Source organism: Pseudomonas sp. TWI923, from assembly GCF_039673365.1.
GTDB classification, from domain to species: domain Bacteria; phylum Pseudomonadota; class Gammaproteobacteria; order Pseudomonadales; family Pseudomonadaceae; genus Aquipseudomonas; species Aquipseudomonas sichuanensis.
The window spans coordinates 1-18,962 of record NZ_JBDJLM010000090.1 but is presented as its reverse complement, the minus strand read 5'-3'; the positions used below and the strand labels follow the sequence as shown (position 1 = coordinate 18,962).

The following is an 18,962-nucleotide window of genomic DNA, read 5'->3' as shown; positions in this document are numbered from 1 at the left end:
CGACACAAGGCCGCTCCTACAGGAGATCGCGTTCCCCTGTAGGAGCGGCCTTGTGCCGCGAAAGGGGCGCGCAGCGGCCCCAACGCTGGAAGCAGGGCTCAGTTCTACAACGGCATGCGGTAATGCAGGGCGTAACTTTCCACCCCGTCGTTGGGCTGCTTGAACCCGGCATTGGAATAGTGGGTGGCGCGAATGCCCAGCTCATGCCCGCCCGCGAAGCGCAGGCCAAAGCCGACACGGTCCTCGAACTGGAATGACGAACCCAACCGATTGTCTTCCAGTTCGGTGCTGGAGAATGCCGCTACACCAATCCCCGCCTCGATGTAGGGCTTGACCGACTCGCCCGCGAACTCATAGACGAACACCGGCGCGAACGACAGGCTGTGGTTGCTGGCGGTCTTGTCACCCTGCCAATAGCTGTAGGCGCCATCCCAGTACCCCGTCAGGCGCCCGACCCCGGTTTGCCACCAGCTGGCGTCCCAGTTCGACTGCAAGCCCAGCCGATAGACCCAGGTCGAGTCCCCCGTCTGCCCCACCGAAAACGAAATGTCAGCAGCCTGCACAGCCACTGCCTGCCCCAGAGAAACGGCGGCAACAGCCGCCAAGACGCCCAGTTTGCGCATGCGCACCCCCTACTTCCTGATGGTGTTTGCTGTGTTTGCCCGCCATGCAGGCAGAGCGGTAGAAATCGACGGCGAAACGATAGTTCCAACGGCGATTGACGCCCTTCACACTTTTTATAAAGGGAAGCTTTGCACGCAGTCAGACTTATGCCACAGCAACGGCAGGATTTTTTTCAGGGTGGCCGGGTCGGCGCTGCTCCAGAACCGGGTGGGCTGCGCCGGCCCCTCGGCGAGCAAGCCGCGCACCGCCAGCAGGCGCTGGAGCTGGCGTGCCACGGCGGCACCGGTGTCGATGATCGCCACGTCTGCCGGGACCATCTGCGCCAGCAGCGGGCGCAGGAAGGGGTAGTGGGTGCAGCCCAGGATCAAGGTGTCGCAGCCCGCCTCGAGCAACGGCTGCACATAGCCCGCCAGCAATTGGCGCAAGACCGGGCTGGCCAAGTCGCCGGCCTCGATGCACTCCACCAACCCCGGGCAAGGCCGGGTGATCACCTGCACATCGCTGGCGAAACGGTCGAGCAAGGCGGCGAACTTGGCGCTTTGCAGCGTGCCGGTGGTGGCCAGCACGCCAACCACGCCAGAGCGGGTTGCCGCCGCCGCCGGCTTGACCGCCGGCTCCATGCCCACCAGCGGCCAGTCGGGGTACAGCTCGCGCAGGTCGGCGACTGCCGCCACGGTAGCGGTATTGCAGGCCAGGACCATCGCCTTGGCGCCCTGCTCGCGGAAAAACCCCGCGATATGACGCAGGCGCTGGCGAATGTAGTCGGGGGACTTTTCGCCATAGGGGACGTGGCCGCTGTCGGCCACATACAGCAGCGATTCATTGGGCAACAGGCGCTGGATTTCGGCGAGCACCGACAAACCGCCGACCCCCGAATCCATCACGCCGACCGGCGCCAGCCCTTCAGCCATGGCGGGTAGCGCACACGGCGCAGGCTGGGTCGCGCTTGACCCGCAGTTCGCGCATGCGGGTGCCCAGCGCATCGATCAATAGCAGGCGCCCCACCAGCGGCTCACCGAAGCCCGCCAGCAATTTCAGGGCTTCCAGTGCTTGCAGGCTGCCGACCAACCCAACCAACGGGCCCAGCACACCGGCTTCGCTGCAGGTCAGCTCGGCCTCGCTGCCATGGCCGTACAGGCAGTGGTAGCAGGGGCTGTTGTCGCGCCGCGTATCGAACACCGACAACTGGCCTTCGAGGCGGATCGCCGCACCGCTGACCAACGGCTTGCCGGCCGCGACACAGGCGGCATTGACGGCCTCCCGGGTGCCGAAGTTGTCGGAGCAGTCCAGCACCACGTCCACCGCCGCCACCGCGGCGGCCAGCGAATCTTCATCCAGCGCCTGGCGATGGGCGACCAGGGTGATTTCCGGGTTGATCGCCTGCAGGCGCTTGATCGCCGAATCCACCTTGCTCATGCCGACACTGTCGCTGTCGTGGATGACCTGGCGCTGCAGGTTGGTGAGGTCGACGGTGTCGAAATCGGCCAGGTGCAATTGGCCAACGCCAGCAGCGGCCAGGTACAGCGCCACCGGCGAGCCCAGGCCGCCAAGGCCGATCACCAGCGCCTTGCCGTGCTTCAGGCGCAGCTGGCCATCGATGTCCACTTGCGACAGCAGGATCTGCCGGCTGTAACGCAACAGCTCCAGGTCGCTCAGCATGGCAGGCGCCCCAGGCTGATGCGCTCGTGGCCGCCCAGGTCGACACGGCTGGCGACATCGATGAAGCCGCTGGCCGCCAGCAGTTCGCGCACCGCCGGGGCCTGGTCGTAGCCATGTTCGAGCAGCAGCCAGCCGCCGGGCAGCAAGTGCTGCGGCGCCTGGGCGACGATCACCCGCAGGTCGTCCAGGCCATCTTCGCCGGCAACCAGGGCACTGCTGGGCTCGAAACGCACATCGCCGGCAACCAGGTGCGGGTCGGCGGCGCGAATGTAGGGGGGGTTGCTGAGGATCAGGTCGAAGCGCTCACCGGCCAGTGCATCGAACCAATGGCTGGCGCGAATCTGCGCATTGCCCAGGCCCAGGCGCTGACGGTTGCGCTCGGCCAGCGCCACGGCTTCGTCGACACGGTCCACCGCCGTCACCTGCCAGGCCGGGCACTCGCTGGCCAGGGCCAGGGCGATGGCGCCGGTGCCGGTGCCCAGGTCCAGCACCCGGGCAGGCGTGGCCGGGACCAGCTCAAGGGCGGTCTCCACCAACAGCTCGGTGTCCGGGCGTGGGATCAGGGTGTGCGGCGCCACTTCCAGGTCGAGCTTCCAGAAGCCTTGCTGGCCCAGGATGTAGGCCACCGGCTCACCCGCGCGACGGCGCTCGATGAAGCCGGCGAACGCCTCGGCGGCCTCGCTGCTGACGATGCGCTCGGGCCAGGTGTGCAGGTAGCTGCGCGACTTGCCCAGGGCCGCGGCCAAAAGCAGCTCGGCGTCCAGGCGCTCGGTGGGCGACTCCGGCAACTGCGCGTTGCGCAGCAGGCTGGCAATGATGGTCATCAATCCCCCAGGGCGGCCAGCTGATCGGCCTGATACTCAGCCAGCAGCGGCTCGATCACCGCGTCCACACCGCCGGCGAGGATATCGTCGAGGGAGTAGAGGGTGAGGTTGATGCGATGGTCGGTCACCCGGCCCTGTGGATAATTGTAGGTGCGGATACGCTCGGAACGGTCGCCCGAACCCACCAGCAGCTTGCGCTCGCTGGCAATGGCGTTCTGCGCGGCGCTGGTCTGCATGTCGTTGAGCTTGGCCGACAGCCAGGACATCGCCCGCGCACGGTTCTTGTGCTGCGAACGCTCTTCCTGGCATTCGACCACGATGCCGGTCGGCAAGTGGGTGATACGGATCGCCGAGTCGGTCTTGTTGACGTGCTGGCCGCCGGCGCCAGAGGCACGGTAGGTGTCCACGCGCAGGTCGGCCGGGTTGATCTCGATCGCCACCTGTTCGTCGGGCTCAGGCAGCACGGCCACGGTGCAGGCCGAGGTGTGGATGCGGCCTTGCGACTCGGTCTCGGGCACACGCTGCACGCGGTGGGCGCCGGACTCGAACTTCAGCTTGCCGTACACGCTGTCGCCTTCGACCCGGGCGATGATCTCTTTGTAGCCGCCGTGCTCGCCTTCGTTCTCGGAGAGAATCTCCAGGCGCCAGCCGCGTTTCTCGGCATAGCGCGAGTACATGCGGAACAGGTCGCCGGAGAAGATCGCCGCCTCGTCACCGCCGGTGCCGGCGCGGATTTCCAGGAACACGTTGCGCCCGTCGTTGGGGTCCTTGGGCAGCAGCATGCGCTGCAGGTTCGACTCAAGGCCCACCAGCTGCTCCTTGGCCTCACGCACTTCCTCGACGGCCATTTCGCGCAGGTCGGGGTCGGCGTCCTTGAGCAGCGCCTGGGCGCCTTCGAGGTCATCCTGGACCTTGCGCCACTCTTTATAGGCGGCGATCACCGGCTCGACTTCGGCGTATTCGCGGGAATAGGCACGGAAGCGAGTCTGGTCGGAAATGACTTCGGCATCACCCAGCAGCGCGGTGAGTTCCTCGAAGCGGTCCTGGAGCGTGTCCAGTTTGTTCAGCAGCGACGCTTTCATTGCGGGGTTTTGTCCGTCGAGCCCTCATGGAGGGCGAAGAGTTCCTGGGCCATGGCCAGTGCATCGAGGCGGCCTTCGGCAGAGAGCTTTTTCAGTTGCACGCTGGGCGCGTGCAGGAGTTTGTTGGTCAGCCCCCGGGCCAGTTGCGCCAGTACTTCTTCGGGGTTGCCGCCGTTGGCCAGCAGGCGCTGGGCCTTTTGCAGCTCTTCGTCGCGCAGGCGCTCGCTTTGTTGGCGATAGGCCTTGAGCACATCCACCGCGGCCAGCTCGCGCAGGCGCACCATGAAATCGTCGGCACCGGCCGACACCAGCTCTTCGGCGGCCTGGGCCGCGCCCTGGCGGCTCTTGAGGTTTTCTGCGACCACATCGTGCAGGTCGTCGACGGTGTAGAGGTAGACGTCATCCAGGTCGCCGACCTGCGGCTCGATGTCACGCGGCACCGCGATGTCGACCATGAAGATCGGCTTGTGCCGGCGCTGCTTCAGCGCGCTTTCCACCGCCCCCTTGCCCAGGATCGGCAACTGGCTGGCGGTGGAGCTGATGACGATGTCGCTGTTGGCCAGCTCCTGCGGGATATCCGCCAGCAGCACGGCGTGGGCGCCGAACTGTTCGGCCAGCATGCTGGCGCGTTCGAGGGTGCGGTTGGCCACGACGATGCGGCGCACGCCCTGCTCGTGCAGGTGGCGGGCGACCAGGGTGATGGTTTCGCCAGCACCGATCAGCAGCGCCTGGCTGCGCCCCAGGTCGGAGAAGATCTGCTTGGCCAGGCTGACCGCGGCAAAGGCCACCGACACCGGGTTCTCGCCGATGGCGGTGTCGGTGCGCACCTGCTTGGCGGCGCTGAAGGTGGCCTGGAACAGCCGCCCGAGCAGCGGGCCGACGGTGCCGGCCTCCCGGGCCACGGCGTAGGCCGACTTCATCTGGCCGAGGATCTGCGGTTCGCCCAGCACCAGCGAGTCGAGGCCCGAAGCCACCCGCATCATGTGCCGCACCGCGTCGTGCTCTTCGTGCACATAAGCGCTGGCGCGCAGTTCATCGAGGCTCAGCTGGTGATAGTCGGCCAGCCATTGCAGCACCGCGTCGGCGCCGAGCTGGTCTTGCTCTATATAGAGTTCGCTGCGGTTGCAGGTGGACAGGATCGCCGCCTCGCGGCTGGCGGTCAGTCGGCAGAGCTGCTGCAGGGCATCCACCAGCTGCTCTGGGGTAAACGCCACGCGCTCGCGTACGTCTACCGAGGCAGTCTTATGGTTGATACCAAGTGCAAGAAAGGCCATGCAAGGTCGCTGGTTGGGACGTGAAGCCGATAATTGTCCTACTTCGCAGGTTTTAGAACAACCACCGTTCGCTATTGTGGCGATAGGCAGGCGGTGGCGAGGGTGGGTATCGACAGGTTCTAAGGCGAAGGCTCCCACGGCCAGGCGACTTTTTACGGGGTGGTGGGCGGTAAATGTGAATGGGAAGAATCAGATTAAGCACCTTTCCTGTAGTCCATTTCCCAAACATACTGCCAGGTCCTTTCAAGCCATTGCGGTGGTCTGGGTTGGCCTCTAGTCTCGGGCGGTCGCTGCGAAAACAGTGATCGGCTTTGACAGGCCGCCCTGAACAAACCGCATGGCTTTGCTTTTATGGCGGCTGTGCGTGGGGCACCTCCGTGTGCGCCGGTTTCTGGTTCTGTTCACCGGTCTGTCAACCCATGTACAGCTGCCACCTTCTTGTTTGACAGCTTGCGGTGGTGGTCCTTATTTCCCGAACAGGACTGTAACCATGCTAAAGATCGTCCCAGATCCACCCCACAATCATCATTCCCTTGAAGACACCCTGATCCAGTGCACCGAGTACGCCCTGTGCGCACAGGCTGTTGCGCATCAGGCCATTTCGGTCCAGCAGTCCAAGTCACCCGCGTCGATTCTGATCATGGCGTTGATGCATGAGATCGAGGCGCTGCGGGTGCTGCTTGAGTCGGCACTGATTCAGGTGCAGATGCCGCAGATGGAGCCCCGGGCGTTCCACTAGGCCGTTGGTCATGTGTCGCCTGGGCGGGCGCTATCGCGGGTGAAATCCGCTCCCACGCCACCCCCAGCACGCAGGGTTATGCCTGCATCCGTGGGAGCGGGCTTGACCCGCGATAGCGCCCGCCCAGGCACCGATCATTTCAGGGAGAGTGAGCAATGAACACAGACGACACCACGCCCCGCACCACTGCGGGCAAGACCAAGTTCTACCAAGGCGAAGGCATGACCGCCCCGCTGTTCTGCATCGAACCCGGCATCCCCTGCCAGCACGCCCGTGACCAGGCTTCGGAACTGATGGGCTGCGTACGCGACCTGACCATCGCCGGGATCATGGAAGAGAAACCCCAACTGCTTTGGGCGTCGTACTACCTGAGCGCGCTGGCCAAGGCGCTGATGGATGATGCCGAGTTGGGGATGAAGCACTGAGTGGTGCTGTGCCAGGGCGTCGGCGTGCCGGCTCCCTGGCAATTGCGTTGGGCGATGCACGCGCCAAATATGCTTGGGCTCGCCTCTGATCACTCGGCACAGATGTCCCTGGCACAGTCGGTCAAATGATCGGCTGCTTGGTAGATTTCGTCTCGTTCATCACTATCATACAGATCGGCGCTGCTGGTCATCGCACCCCACATGTCTAAAAAGATCTCAGCAAGGTTCTTGGGAATGGCGTTCTGGTTATCCAGCCTTTCCTTGATTTGCTTCAATAAACCCATCAGTTCCTGATGCAGTGCGTCATTTAAGCCACGTTTCTCACGCAATTGGAGATCGAATTCCAGCCACTTCTCGATAAAGATTTTGATCAACTGATCATTCATATACTGACTTCCTAAGGTCGAACAATCGTGATTGAGGACGGAGGTACATGACCAACGGTCAAAAATCTATGCCGGCTAGCTAGCTCCGATCGCTCTCCTGAATCGCCCCTGGTTTCCTAGACACTCTCCAAGCTCAGAAAATAGCGTTTCTCATACTCTACTGGCTCCACCGGTTATCGGCCTTGGGCCTGCCCCGGAAGTGTGCTTTCGAATGGTTTGCGGACGGAGCCCTAGGACGCTGTAGCTGTAATCGATCTTGAGTTTATCGTCCCTTTAGCTAACCAACCGGCCGTAATGCGCAGGCTCTTGGTGACATGGCGATTACAGCTGAACAAAGCAGTTGCCATACGAAATTTTTCGCACAAGAAACTCTTAACAGCCGTCAAACTAGTCGCGCCCGCCACCCCCACAAAGCAATGAGCCTAACTATCTAGCCACCAGTCCAATAACGTATCATCATCAAGATCATTGAAATTCTTATATATATTCGAATAGTACCACTCTATGCCTGTCTCCTCCTTGAACTTATTAAACACCTCCCTAATTTTATCCCGCCCACTTCTCGCTGGAACACTAAACGCCAAATTCCCTCGATATACGCCATCAAGCGTACCACCCAGCGAATTATTCACTTCAGCCTCAAGCCTTGAAATCGTGTCCGCATCAATATGCTCCGCATACAAATTAATGCAGAAATTACCCCCTCTTCTTATCACCACAGCAGGGGAGCTTGGATTTTCAATATTAATCAGGTCCCCCTTTGCAAGGTTAAGGGCGAGCCCAGGAGATGACAAGAGTTCATAGACATGCTCGCCTTTTCGAAGAGCAGGAAGTTCTTCATATACTGGGCCTTTTCTTTTCGAAACAAACACCTTGATAACACAGGAGCTCTCTTTACTTTCCACGAAGCACCCCATAGCTTCCTCTTTCGACACATAACCACCATTCCCAGCACTGAAACTGCAAGACGCCCCTTCCAAAGCAATATTACATGTGCCAAATCCTCTCCCTTGGATGTGGGTAGATTTGTATGGTCAAGGTACATGCCGACCCACCCGAGATCGGAAGGCTTAATCTGACTCATGGAGTATCGGCTAGTTGTAGGCAGTTTAGCAGAGGGCTATTTCAGCACGGGCCAAACGGCTTGTGCTCACCTGATCGGACACCCATAGCGAATTTCAGGACTCAATCCCGAAGATATAAACCGAATCTCTACAGCGAGAAGCGGGGGGGGTAAATTTGCCATTCTGCCCCCCATTTGGACAATGTTATGGTTTTCCAATGAGGCCATAATTGATACTCTCCACACGAGCCCAATCGTACGAAAACTCTAGCCGGCAGTGATTTTCGAAGTTAAACGCCAATCCTTCCCTACCATCCATAAGGAAGCCCGACGCCTCTAGAACAACATTATCCCTTCCCCACTTTGAAAAACTTAAACCCTCCACCGCACCAAATGAAATTTGCATATGCACAACATCATATAGACTCGGCCACCTAGAAGGTTTTCTCAGAGGCTTTTCCTTCGTCATGAATCTAACAAAAATCGATGGCCCGTCCTGCTTAAATATAACTTCCAGCACTTCAGCACCAACAAAAGAAGGAACCTCATCATAAATGACTGTTAATGCCTGCGGATTCACAAACCGAACGAAACTCATTATTTCCTGTTCCGACAGTTGAAGCAATAGTGATCACCTACACCATCAACAGAGCCCGCCCTAGGATTGCCTATAGACCTGACGCCATTATGAGACGACTGCTCTCCAACCCCTCCACAACTTAGAAGAGGGGACGGATTTATTTTCTTTACTTTAGAACAAAAGATAAATCCATCCTTCCCATCAGCTTCACTTTTCTGGCAAACTTAAAAACTCTCTAAAATACGCCACCAATTCTTCCGTTTTCCCACTCCGCATTCTTTCCAGTTCGTCAGCATATAGAAGAAAAGGCGTATCTTCACCTAGTAAGTGGCCCACCCAATCTTCATCATTATTCGCACAAAAAACACAGCACCTAGCGAAAGATGACAAAGCATCGTCCACACCTTTATACGAGTGGACTTTCGACCAAAAGTACTTCCTGGCCATTTCTTTCTCCGGAGTTTCAGTCGCAGGCCACTCTCTCTTTTCTGCAGAATCTAAAAACTCGACAATTTTACTATTAGCGTCACAATCAAGACCAACCTCCCCCGAACCCAATAAGCCTTTCAAGTAGCCGGCCAAACAGGAAGAAAGGTCATAAGTGGCAAGGCCAGAATTTAAAAAGTCCTCTTCAAACCTATCAACCATCAACTGATCTACTGTTCCGAGCATGATACAGCCCCATCTCTAGCAACAAGTTCCTCATCACACGACCACAAGATTTGCAATACGGCATTGACTTCCCGTCGTTGCGAGTTGTTGTTGATGTGCCTCCACCTACAACTGCCTTCAATTGCTAAACACTTTCAACGTTATTCTCGCAAAAAATGGACGAACTTATTCCCCCACTATAGTGCAGCGAAAATATGCTCACCCATCTTTTGTAGTACTTTACTGCAAGTTCACTTCTCTACGTAGCAGATGAAATGCTTTACTAGAATTTCATTCGCCAGCTTGTAGTTCTCACCACCGCATTGAAGAAACTCCATAAACCAACCTAATTTCTCTGACATCATCTCTTGATCGTCAGACTCATCAATACTAAGCAATAGCATAGCCAAACGGGCGCTCAGTGCATCTTTACTATGCAAATCTCTAACACCTGCCGCGCCTGCAATTTGCCCCCTCCATTTTGTGGCCAGCTCTTTACATTCTAGCTGCCCGATTTCACATGAAACATACTTATCAGTTAACCCCAACGGATCCGGCAAAACCTCAGGAAACTTATAGTCAATCACCCTCAGGGCTTTGAGCATGAAGTCTCTTAGTAATATATTTGCCTCTCGACCATTTTCAGGCCAGACAATCTCACCGCAAGCAAAGCTCATTACCATTCCACCCCTAAATTCTTCATTACATCACGAGCCCCAGGTGAAGTGGGCATGTGCACCGTTGTGCAAGCGGTGGATCAGCTTGCCACGTTCGGCGTAACGGTAATGGGTGCCGGCGTGCTCGCGCAGCATGTTATCCATCAGCTTGTTGCAACGCATCCGCTTCCAGCGGGCGGTCCAGCTCTTGGTTTTTTGATCCAGCAGGTTGCCTGCCGGGTCGAAGGCAAGGTTTCCACGCTCAAAGGCCTCGTGGCTTACTGCAAGCGGCCGGCTGGATCGTATTACAAGGCCATCGAAGCCAGTTTCTTGCAGCAGCTACTCAAACACTAACATTTAAGGAGCAACATCCAAAAAATCATCGTAATCAGCATAGTGATTCAAACACCTCACTAAAACCTCATTACTGACTTTAGGATTTTGCGAGACAGCCAAGTCAATAACATCTTGAAAGCTATCTCGCATATAGCAAAGCTCATAGTCGGCATCTTGAACTTTTTGCGGTAAAACCTCATTCTCGCCATCATCATACGATGGGGTATCACCAGCAAAGACTTCTTGCCCTAAAGCCAGCTCATCCACACCCATCTTACTGTATACCGCATAAATGCACCCCCTATCCGCCTTGTTTCTTACAAGACCAATAAGATCCTCCAACCTATAAACCTCATTGAGTTTAAATTTTCGCATGACGGGCTATCCTGTGAGTCATGGTGCACCCTTAGTGCACTCAACCATCACCACGGAGAATTTTCTCAATCATTTTCTTTGATTTAGTGCTTTTATCCTGCCTCCCAAGTATGTCCAATCCAAGCGCAATGCCCTCTCGTCCCTGCTCAGTAGAAATGGAGAATAAACTTTCAAAGAAATCAAACGCTATCTCTGTTTCATAGCAGCGAGCAACTAAGTCACCCACATGCCAGCAGGTCTCTAAATTACTATAATTAGCATAGTTAGCCATTATGGCATGTAACGCACTTTCCTTCTGACTCTCAGAGATTGCATACATGCAAACCTGGAGATTAAGAACAAATATATGTATTCCCGGCTTATTATAAAGTTCTGGATCAGAGAAAATATCGAGCCAAAGACTAAAACAGGCATCTGGAATAGTCTCGTAATGCGAAATCAAATCATCAAACTTTTTCGCCTCAGCCAGTATTTTTTTAGCCCCACCCTTTCCTGATATTTTGAGAAGCTCACACTTAATGGAAGCCACATCAGTTGCTGCAGTCATAGAAACCTCTTGAAAACCGACGTGCCGTTATCCTTTACAAGGACATCTGGTTTGAATTGCATTTTCACCACAGTCCTCATCATATTCTTTCTCACGAGCTCGTAACTGACTGTCAAGCGCGTTGATAATAGTACGATGCCCACGACGCGTTTGGTATAAAGCTTCGCCTGGCCCAATATACTCCGGAAGGCCTTGCTCATCAGACTCCAACTCTTTCCAGCGTTTATCCAGATCCTTCTTTATATTTTCTATCTTGGTTTTCTTTTGCTGGCAATATGCACTAGCTGGACTATGCTTGGCCAACCCCAATGGGTCAACCCACTCAGTCGTATTATGGGCATAAGCATATAAATGCAAGCCACCATGATATTTGATCGGATCTTGACTGATGAACCTGCCAGCCTGGGAATCATAGTATCGGTAGCGGTTGTAATGCAGCGCGGTCTCGTGGTCGTGGTACTGCCCCTGGAAGCGGATCGGGTTACTCAGGCCATGCTGCTTAGCCCACTCCGAACGCTCCTCCCGCACCTCCCCCCACGCCTTGTACTGCCCTGCCCAAGCAATATTGCCCTGCTCGTCTGTCAGCTCCATCGGCGTGCCGAGGTGGTCACACTGATACCAGGCGATCGCGTCGAACGGTTGTGGCTTCACCTCGGTGTGCCACAGCGGATCCTGATCGAAGTCATACTCGTGCTGACTCCAGTCCGGTTGCTTGTGAAGGCGGATCGGACTCTTGCGCAGGGCTTGGGCGACCGGCACAAAGCTGCCCGGTTCGTACAGATAGTGCACGGTACGCCCGGTATCGCCTTCATCTCGCGGCGGCGAGCTTTCCCATGCCAGGGTGTCGCCGTCCCAGCCGAACAAGGTGAAGCCACAGCCAAGTTCGCGTTGCCGCTTGGCCCGTTGCAACTGGTTCCAACCTGTCCCTGCTTCCGGCTTATCCCAGAAGTGCGCGACCGAATGCTTGTGCAGGCGTCGACCCAAGGCGTCGTAGCTGTAGTCGACCTTGAGCTTGTCGTCGTTGTAGCTGGCCAGCCGGTCAAACAGGTCCCAGGTGAAATGGGCGCGCGAACCGTTATGCAGCCGATGGATCAGGTTGCCCCGTTCGTCATAGCGATAATGGGTGCCGGCGTATTCATGCAGCAGGTTGTCCATCAGCTTGTTGCGACGCGGATCCGCTTCCAGCGGGCGGTTCAGCTCCTGGGCCTTCTGATCCAGCAGGTTACCCGCCGGGTCGAAAGCGAAGGTTTCCACACCCAGCCGGCTAGTGGCTTGCAGCAAACGACCGACTGGATCGTATTGGTACTCCAACTGACCACGACGAGTGTCGTGGATGTTGGTCAGTTGCCCAGCAGCGTCGTAGCGGTACTGACGCTTGAGCAAGGTGGACTGGCCGTCGTGACTGCCCAGCAGTTGTTCCTGCAAACGCCCGGCCGGGTCCCAGGCTTGGGTTTGCATCAACTTGTTGCCCTGATGACGCACCACCTCGCGGTGCAAATCATCGCGCTCGTAGGCCAGCATCTCATGGTGGTCGAGGGTCATGCCGAGCAGGTGGCCGCTGCCATAGGTCAGCCAACTGACCTTGTGCCCATCCGGGCGAATAGTCGACACACGCTGGTTGAGTGTGTCGTACTCGTGTTGCCACACTGCAACCATCGGCGTGCCGGTGGCCAGGTAATGCTGGTGCTCACGGGTCAGGTTGCCCGCTTCGTCAAAGAACCATTGCAACTTGCTGGCGGCGTTGATGGCCTGGATCAGCTTGCCATTACCATCGTAGGCGTACGTCTCGACTTGGCTCTGGTCACCCAAGCTGGCGGTACGCTCAGCCAACCGCCCCATGCGGTCGAAACGCAAGTCGATGCGGCGCTGGCCTACCTGAGTGCTCGCCAGCCGACCGCTGTACGGGTCGTACTGGTAACGAGTCACCAGACCGTCAAAACCGGTCTCCTGCAGTAATCGGCCAACCGGGTCGTAGAGGAAATTGGCCTTGCTCTCGTTTTCGTTTTCCAACCCGATCAAGCGACCGAGCTTGTCCCAGCGGTAGCGCAGGGTATGTTCCGCCGCATCGACCCGCTCAGCCAGCATGCCGGCAGCGGTATAGGACCAAGTGGTGCAGCGGTCGAGGGCATCGACATGGGCCAACAGGCGGCCTTCGGCGTCACGTTCGAAGCGCTCTTCGGTCTTGTCCGGATGAGTGACCTTGGCCAAGTGGCCGGCCTTGTACTCATAGGCGCTCTTATTGCCCGCCGCATCGGCAAATTCGCTCAGTTGACCAAAGGCGTCATAGGTCCACTGGCTGGTCTTGCCCGAGCAGTCGGTGTATTCGAGCAACTGCCCGGCGTCGTTGTAGGCGAGCTTCTTCTCGTTGCCGATGGCGTCCTTGATCGCCTTGACCAGCCCGGCCGGGGTGTAGGCGAACTCGGTCTTGTTGCCCAGTGGGTCTATGGTCTCGACCAGGTTGCCGCGCTCGTCGTAGTCGCGCAGCCACTGCCCGCCCTCGGCGTCGCTGATCTTGATCAGTTGATCCTGATCGTCGTAGGCGAAGTGCACCACGCTGTGGTCGGCACGAATGTGCTTGAGGCGGTTGCTGCGGTCATCGTAGACGTAGCGGTCCTGGCTGCCGTCGGGGTGGACGTGGCGAATGACGTTCTTGCGCACGTCACGGAACAGCCATTCGGAATTACCGTCCGGGTGCTTGATCCGGTAGGTGTAACCCTCAGCGTCGTAGTAGTGCCAGGTCTCCTGGCCGTGGGCATCGGTGACATAGGTGAGGCGGATGCGCTCGTCCCACTGCAGACGGGTCTCAAAACTGCCGTCGTCGGCCCATTCGTGGATGGCCTTGGCCTTTGGACCGCTGCCGTCCCATTCGAGGTTGATGCCGCGGTCAGTACGGTCGGTGTAGCGGGTGATCAAGTGGTGCTGATACTGATAGCGCCAAGCGGCGCCGTACTCGTCCTGGGCGGCGGTCAGGTCGCCCTGATCGTCGTAGTGGTAGGCGCACAGCTGGCGCAGCGGCTTGCCATCGACCACCTGCCACAGGCCCTGGAGGTGGCCGTGATCATCGAGCAGCGTGCCCAGTTGCAGGTGCACCTTGCTCGGGTCGTCGTCCTGATAGGTATTGATGTCCGACAGCACCGGGCGGTCGTGGTGGCGGTGCTCGTAGTGCAACATCGCGCCGGCGCCACTGCGCAGCTTGATGTGCGTCAGGTAGAAGCGGTCGCCATGGCGGGCGTAGGTTTCCTGCCGTGTAAGGCCACGCAGCAGCACCAACTGCTGCTCGCTGGTACGCACCAGGGTGAAGTACTCCACCGCGTCGTGGTGCGGCTTGCCTTGCTTGGGCAGCGGGTACTCATGGCTACGACCGTCCATGTCGTGGAACACCACGCCTTGGTCGAGCACGTCGATGCAGGTGGTGAACTCGGTGATCCAGCGGGCGCCGAGGATCCCGTCGTCGAGCTTGTCCAGGCGCGAGTTGTAGGTACGCGTCCAGGTGATCGGGAACGGGCCAGGCAGGCTGAAGTCGGTATGGTGCAGCGACTCGCTGCCCAGGGCGAAGTTGATGCGGTTGCAGGTACTGGTGCAGGCCTCGTTCTTCTGGTCATTGGCCGCCTTGGTGGCCGGGCCCTGGTTGGTGATCGACTCGGTACGGCCCTTGGAACCCTGGTGCTTGGCTTCGGTGACTTTGTCCTGCTTGACCACCGTAGGCATGGCCTTGGGATTGCGGTGGTGCCACTTCGTACTGCTGTCATGCAGCATCACCAGCAGGCTCTTGATCGAGTCCTTGTTGTCCGCGTTGGCCAGGCTCATCAGCTTGCCGCTCATCTGCGGCGCGAGCTTGCGGAACTGCTGGGTGCTCTTGAGCACGTCGTTTTGCACCGACGTGGGCACGGCGTTGCTCAGCAGCGTGTTGGCTGCGCCCTTGCCCATGGCCGAGTAGGCATTGCTCAGCGCGCCAAAGGCGTTCTCGAAGGCCACCGACGGGTCGGACTTCCAGGTCTCGCTGACCTTCTGCGCCATCTGCGTGGCCTTGTCCAGGTCGCCCTTGCTGTCGAGCTTGCCGAGGACGATGGCGTCGATGGCATCGGCGGTGTTGAGGATCAGCCTCTCGCCGGTCTTGGCGGCATCGCCGAGGATGCTGTCGAGCTGGCCCTGGGCGTCGACCAGGAAGGTGTCCAGCTCACCGAGCAGGTCAGCGTTGAGGTGGCCGACGATGATCTCGACCAGCGCGTCGCCGAGGATCTCCTTGCCCTCCTGGCGGGCCAGGGTCAGCATCGGCCGCAGCCCTTTGCGTGCGGCGGCCATGGTCGGCGGGGCGGGGATCACGCCGATCAGGTTGATGCCCAGGCTCACCCAATCCCAGGGGTCGGGTTCCTTGGCACTGGCCAGGCTGACGATATCGCCCACGGCATCCACCAGGGCGATGATGTTGCCAATGACCGGCAGCACCTCGGCGGTGTCCTTGAGCCGTTCGAGGTTGACGTAACCGCCGCTGATCTCGCGCAGCCAAGCGTCGAACACGGCGGCGCCGCGGCTGACGTCGGCCATGCCGATCTGATCGAGAGGGACGACCGCCGCCTGGGCTGGACGTGATTTTTCAGAGGTATCGGCGGTCATGACATCAGTTCACTTGGCAGAAGATCGGTGACGGTGTTCAGGCTCGGGGCCTTGAAAGCGGGGAGCTTGGGCATCGCTGGCAGCTTGGGCAGGCTTGGCAGGCTGGCCATGGCGCTGGAGGCGGCCGGCAGCGCCGAGCTGGCGGTGCTGGCCAGCTGCGGCAGGCCGGCGACGCCGCCTTTCAATGCGCCCTGTACCTGTTGCGCGGTCTGCATGGCGCCCTGGCCGGTCTTGAGCAGGCTCATGCCGCTCTTGGCCGCGTCCATGCCGCTGCCGGCCAGTTGCTTGGCCTTGTCGAACAGGCCGCCCTCGCCCTTGGGCAGCGGCAGCTTCTCGACCAGCGACTCCAGCTGGCTCGACAGGCTGTTGGGGTCTGGGGCCTGAACCGGCCACTCGACCTCGCCGATGTAGCTGCTCGGCGCCCAGGGTGGCGAGGGATCGCGGCCGAAGTTGACCCAGGCGGGCCCCGGCGCGGCACCGGACACGGCCTTGAACCCCTGCCCGTCCAGCGTGCCCTTGAGCACCGTGCCCAGGGCATCGGTAACTTCGTAGTCGCCGGCCTTGATGCCTTTGGTGTTGGCGTACAGGTTGAACAGCTCCAGCGCGCCCTTGCCCGGCTTGGGTGGTTCGGGGAAGGTGCCGGCCATGCTCGCCGCGCCGATATGGGCGAACTGGGCGGCCTTGGCGGTGTAGTTGGCGCTGGTGACGTGGGTGATGCCGCCGGCGTTGTAGGTGGTGGCGCTGCCGCCGCCCTGCACCACCAGTTCGGTCTTGGCCTTGAGCAGGATGCGGTCGGCGTTGGCGGTGATGTCGAGCTTGGCCAGCAGGTTGATGCTGTCCTTCAGGGCGCGGATGTCGATGTCGCCGGAGGCCGTGACCAGCTTCCAGCCCAGGCTCTGCACGAAGAAACGCATGCCCTGGCTGGCGCTGGCCAGCAGGCGCTTGCCGACGGACATGCTGGTGTGGCCGGTGCTGCTCAGGGCCAGGTGGCTGCCGCTGGTGAGGTGGTTGGGGCCGGGGGTGGTCAGGGCGATACCGGCGGGGCTCGACAGCACCAGGTGCGGTTGGGTGAATTCGGCGAACTCATTTTTCGTCAGGTCGCCGGGGCCGCTGCCGAGGATGCCCTGATGCTGCTTGTGCAGGTCCTTGGCCACGGTGTCCTGGTCGCCGGGTTCCTGGGCCTGCATCTGCTTGGCAAGTTCCGCCAGGCTGTCCTGCTGGTCGCTGGCGGTGGCCAGGCGTTCGGCGGTTTCGGGCAAGTCCTTGTGGTGCTTGGCTTCGTTGGCGCGGGGCTCGGTGGTGAGCAACAGGCCACCGGCGGCGCGGATGGCGCCGTGGCGGTCGGTGCGCAGTTCGAAACCTTCACCACGCGGGGCGCCGCCACTCGGTCTGGGGTGAGTGAGGTAACCGAGGTTCAGCGCACTGGCGCCGTGGTCACTGCGCAGGGAGATGCTGATTTCGCTGGTTGTGTCGTCGATGCGCAGTTCATTGCCGCGACTGCCCTTGTATTCCTTGCTCTTGATAGTGGCCAGGGTCTTCAGGTCGGGCAGCTTGTAGTGCGGCATGTTCACGCCGTGGTACAGGCAGCCGGTCACCAAGGGCTGGTCGGGGTCGCCTTCGAGGAAGCTGACCAACACCTCCATGCCGATACGCGGCAGTTGCAGCCCGGCGATGCCCTGCCCGGCCCAACTGCTGGCCACGCGCATCCACACGCTGGACTTGTCGTCGGCCCGGCCCTCGCGGTCCCAGAAGAACTGCACCTTGATGCGGCCGTACTCGTCGCAGTAAATCTCTTCGCCGGCCGGGCCGCTGACCACGGCGCGCTGGGTGCCCAGCACCTTGGGCTTGGGATGCAGCAGCGGCGGGCGGAACGGTTGCTGCCACGGGGTCACCACGAAGAAGTTGCGGTAGCCCTGCTGGAAACCGTCGTACTTGGCATCGACGTCGCTGGTGATGGCTTCTTCCAATACCTGCGGTTGGCGGCCCTGGTGGCGTACGTCGGTGAGCAGCCACAGGTCGTTCCACTGGGCGTTGGGGTGGCTGCCCAGGGTCAGGAAGTGCCCGCTGGCGAGCAGGGGCTGGTCGCTGTCGCCGCTGGCCTGCTGGTAGTCGCTGCGGTGGCGTTCCAGGGCGCGGTTGGCCAGGTGCTTGCCGCGTGGGCGGTCGAGGAAGCGACCGGGGTAGTCGTAGTCCTCCAGAGCCGGTTCGTCGAGGCTGTCGGCGGCGCCTTCGAGCTGGATCAGCGGCTTCTTGAAGTCGTAATCGCGGCGGGTGACGCTGCTGGTGCGGGTTTCCACGCGCAAGCCGAAGCGCTTGATCATCGGCGTGTCAGCAACAAGCCCGGCATCCTGCTGGTAGGCCACCGGGGCCAGCTTGGGGAATACGGTCTGGTCGTCGCCGAACACCAGTTGGTGGCCGTCGGCGCGGTGGCGGAAGTGGTAGTGGATGCCTTCTTCTTCACACAACCGCTGGATGAATTGCAGGTTGGACTCGTCGTACTGCACGCAGTACTCGCGCTCGGGGTACGTCGCGCCCAGTTGGAATTGGTAGGCGTTGGCGAGGATGCCATGCTCCTCGAGCACCTGGGCGATGATTGCCTGCACGGTCTTGTGCTGGAACATGCGCTGGTTGATGCGGTGGGCCAGGTACGCCAGTTGCGGGCGTAACGTGACCTGGTAGCGGGTCAGGCGCTTGCCTGCCTCGCCTTGCGCGGCGCGGTAGATCAGGCCATGCAGGCCTCGACCATCGTCGCCGAGCTGAAGGAACGCGGGCTTGTGCAGCAGGCTCTCCAGGTTCAGCGAGGGGTGCTCGCTGACCAGCTCCAGGTCGATGGCGTAGGGTTGGCTGATGGCTTCCGTGCCGTCGAAGGCGAGGACCTGGAAGTCATGCTCCAGGCCATCGATGTGCAAGCTGAAGTGGGTCTGGTTCGCGGCGGCAAACATCCTTGTCCCTCATGTTGCGAAAATTCGGTGGCAAAACGACCGCAGCCCGCTGCGCGAACGCGGCGGGCTGCGGTGGGTCCAGGCTTAGCCTGCGACCGGCGCGCGCCAGTCGTCGGAACCGGAAGTACCGGACACTTCGTGGGTCCAGGTGATCTTGCGGTAGGTGAAGTGCACGTCTTCCAGGT

At 59.8% G+C, this 18,962-nt stretch carries 18 protein-coding genes and 1 pseudogene; 2 read left to right on the top strand and 17 right to left on the bottom strand.

Annotated features, from left to right (window positions below):
- Positions 1-104: 104 nt before the first annotated feature.
- From ABE459_RS23100 to hemA, 6 genes are all read right to left on the bottom strand, one after another.
- Positions 105-623, bottom strand: a complete 519-nt coding sequence (locus ABE459_RS23100; RefSeq protein WP_323830661.1) for an acyloxyacyl hydrolase — start codon at positions 621-623, stop codon at positions 105-107.
- A gap of 114 nt (positions 624-737) precedes the next feature.
- Positions 738-1,535, bottom strand: coding sequence for a glutamate racemase (gene murI, locus ABE459_RS23095; protein ID WP_125465531.1), 798 nt, complete (start codon positions 1,533-1,535; stop codon positions 738-740).
- Positions 1,528-2,283, bottom strand: a complete 756-nt coding sequence (locus ABE459_RS23090; RefSeq protein ID WP_125860352.1) for a molybdopterin-synthase adenylyltransferase MoeB — start codon at positions 2,281-2,283, stop codon at positions 1,528-1,530. Before ABE459_RS23090 ends, murI begins: the two co-directional genes overlap by 8 nt.
- Complete coding sequence (gene prmC, locus ABE459_RS23085; RefSeq protein ID WP_323830625.1) at positions 2,277-3,107, bottom strand: peptide chain release factor N(5)-glutamine methyltransferase; 831 nt, start codon at positions 3,105-3,107, stop codon at positions 2,277-2,279. The genes ABE459_RS23090 and prmC overlap by 7 nt, the downstream gene beginning before the upstream one ends.
- Positions 3,107-4,189 carry a peptide chain release factor 1 gene (gene prfA, locus ABE459_RS23080; protein ID WP_110994772.1) on the bottom strand — a complete coding sequence of 361 codons (1,083 nt, stop codon included), beginning with the start codon at positions 4,187-4,189 and terminating at the stop codon, positions 3,107-3,109. Before prfA ends, prmC begins: the two co-directional genes overlap by 1 nt.
- Complete coding sequence (gene hemA / locus ABE459_RS23075; protein ID WP_110994771.1) at positions 4,186-5,463, bottom strand: glutamyl-tRNA reductase; 1,278 nt, start codon at positions 5,461-5,463, stop codon at positions 4,186-4,188. The genes prfA and hemA overlap by 4 nt, the downstream gene beginning before the upstream one ends.
- Positions 5,464-5,953: 490 nt before the next feature.
- Here hemA and ABE459_RS23070 point away from each other — a divergent pair, with 490 nt between their 5' ends.
- Complete coding sequence (locus ABE459_RS23070; protein ID WP_323830626.1) at positions 5,954-6,202, top strand: hypothetical protein; 249 nt, start codon at positions 5,954-5,956, stop codon at positions 6,200-6,202.
- A 155-nt stretch (positions 6,203-6,357) separates the two neighbouring features.
- Complete coding sequence (locus tag ABE459_RS23065) at positions 6,358-6,627, top strand: DUF3077 domain-containing protein (RefSeq protein ID WP_125463394.1); 270 nt, start codon at positions 6,358-6,360, stop codon at positions 6,625-6,627.
- An 89-nt stretch (positions 6,628-6,716) separates the two neighbouring features.
- Here ABE459_RS23065 and ABE459_RS23060 read toward each other — a convergent pair whose 3' ends face one another.
- The 11 genes and pseudogenes from ABE459_RS23060 to ABE459_RS23010 form a co-directional block, all read right to left on the bottom strand.
- Positions 6,717-7,013, bottom strand: a complete 297-nt coding sequence (locus ABE459_RS23060) for a hypothetical protein (protein WP_323830627.1) — start codon at positions 7,011-7,013, stop codon at positions 6,717-6,719.
- Between the two features lie 422 nt (positions 7,014-7,435).
- A complete protein-coding gene (locus tag ABE459_RS23055; protein ID WP_323830628.1) occupies positions 7,436-7,918 on the bottom strand; it encodes a DUF4265 domain-containing protein in 483 nt (160 codons plus the stop codon).
- Between the two features lie 363 nt (positions 7,919-8,281).
- On the bottom strand, positions 8,282-8,674 hold the full coding sequence (locus ABE459_RS23050) for an Imm50 family immunity protein (RefSeq protein ID WP_323830629.1): 393 nt from the start codon (positions 8,672-8,674) through the stop codon (positions 8,282-8,284).
- A 189-nt stretch (positions 8,675-8,863) separates the two neighbouring features.
- The gene (locus ABE459_RS23045; protein WP_323830630.1) at positions 8,864-9,328 is read right to left on the bottom strand and encodes a hypothetical protein; all 465 of its coding nucleotides are present in this window, start codon (positions 9,326-9,328) and stop codon (positions 8,864-8,866) included.
- Between the two features lie 230 nt (positions 9,329-9,558).
- Positions 9,559-9,984 (bottom strand): hypothetical protein, encoded by a 426-nt coding sequence (locus ABE459_RS23040; RefSeq protein ID WP_323830631.1) that lies wholly within the window; start codon positions 9,982-9,984, stop codon positions 9,559-9,561.
- Between the two features lie 30 nt (positions 9,985-10,014).
- Positions 10,015-10,146 (bottom strand): hypothetical protein, encoded by a 132-nt coding sequence (locus ABE459_RS23035; RefSeq protein WP_323830632.1) that lies wholly within the window; start codon positions 10,144-10,146, stop codon positions 10,015-10,017.
- A 174-nt stretch (positions 10,147-10,320) separates the two neighbouring features.
- Positions 10,321-10,674, bottom strand: a complete 354-nt coding sequence (locus tag ABE459_RS23030) for a hypothetical protein (protein ID WP_323830633.1) — start codon at positions 10,672-10,674, stop codon at positions 10,321-10,323.
- 40 nt (positions 10,675-10,714) lie between these two features.
- Positions 10,715-11,221, bottom strand: a complete 507-nt coding sequence (locus tag ABE459_RS23025; protein ID WP_323830634.1) for a hypothetical protein — start codon at positions 11,219-11,221, stop codon at positions 10,715-10,717.
- A 27-nt stretch (positions 11,222-11,248) separates the two neighbouring features.
- Positions 11,249-15,835 (bottom strand): RHS repeat-associated core domain-containing protein, encoded by a 4,587-nt coding sequence (locus ABE459_RS23020; RefSeq protein ID WP_323830635.1) that lies wholly within the window; start codon positions 15,833-15,835, stop codon positions 11,249-11,251.
- Entirely contained in the window at positions 15,832-18,777 is a 2,946-nt protein-coding gene (tssI, locus tag ABE459_RS23015; protein ID WP_323830636.1) for a type VI secretion system tip protein TssI/VgrG, read from the bottom strand. The genes ABE459_RS23020 and tssI overlap by 4 nt, the downstream gene beginning before the upstream one ends.
- A gap of 84 nt (positions 18,778-18,861) precedes the next feature.
- A pseudogene (locus tag ABE459_RS23010) lies at positions 18,862-18,962 on the bottom strand (type VI secretion system tube protein Hcp); the annotation flags it as partial.